The organism is Faecalibacterium sp. An58 (assembly GCF_002161515.1).
Lineage (GTDB): Bacteria > Bacillota > Clostridia > Oscillospirales > Ruminococcaceae > Faecalibacterium > Faecalibacterium avium.
Genome location: NZ_NFHX01000079.1, coordinates 1 through 672, shown reverse-complemented (window position 1 = coordinate 672; position 672 = coordinate 1). Strand labels below are relative to the sequence as shown.

Here is a 672-nt window from a genome sequence, read left to right as displayed (position 1 = left end):
GCGACAGTAATGGTCGCTTCTGGGTAAAGCTGTCGGGCGATGCGTCCCGTGATGCTGTCCAGCTCGACGCCGTACAGGCGGCTGCCCTGCATTGACTCAGGCAGCATCCCGAAGAAGTTACCCACGCCGCAGGAGGGTTCCAGGATATTGCCGGTGGTGAACCCCATCTGCTCCACTGTGTCATAAATGGCCCGGATGACGGTGGGGCTGGTGTAGTGGGCGTTCAAGGTACTGGCCCGGGCGGCAGCGTACTCGTCCTCAGAGAGTAACCCTTTCAGCTCCTTATACTCCTTGGCCCAGCTGTCCTTGTCCGGGTCGAAAGCGTCCGCCAGGCCGCCCCAGCCGACGTACTGGGACAGGATTTCTTGTTCCTCCGGCGTGGAGCTGCGTCCCTCTGCCTCGATGGCCTGCAGGGTGCGGATGGCCTCGATGTTGCAGGCAAACTTCTGCTTGGGGCCGCCCTCACCCAGATGCTCGTCGGTAATGCGGAAGTTTCGGGCCGGTGGTACAGAAATTTCAGGTTGCTGCGGCTCAACATGGAGCCGTTCGACCTCCACATCGTAGGGCAGGTGTGTTTCCTCTGCCGGGTAAGCTGCCATCGGTTCCGTTGGAACGGCAGGCTGTGTGGTAAGTTGTGCTTTCCGATCTTCGATCTGCTCCCAAAGGGCGTTG

At 60.6% G+C, this 672-nt stretch carries 1 protein-coding gene; it reads right to left on the bottom strand.

The genetic code is table 11. The features are described from left to right. Positions 1-672 (bottom strand): class I SAM-dependent methyltransferase (locus B5G12_RS14225; RefSeq protein WP_522731455.1); only part of this gene is annotated, 672 nt, incomplete at both ends.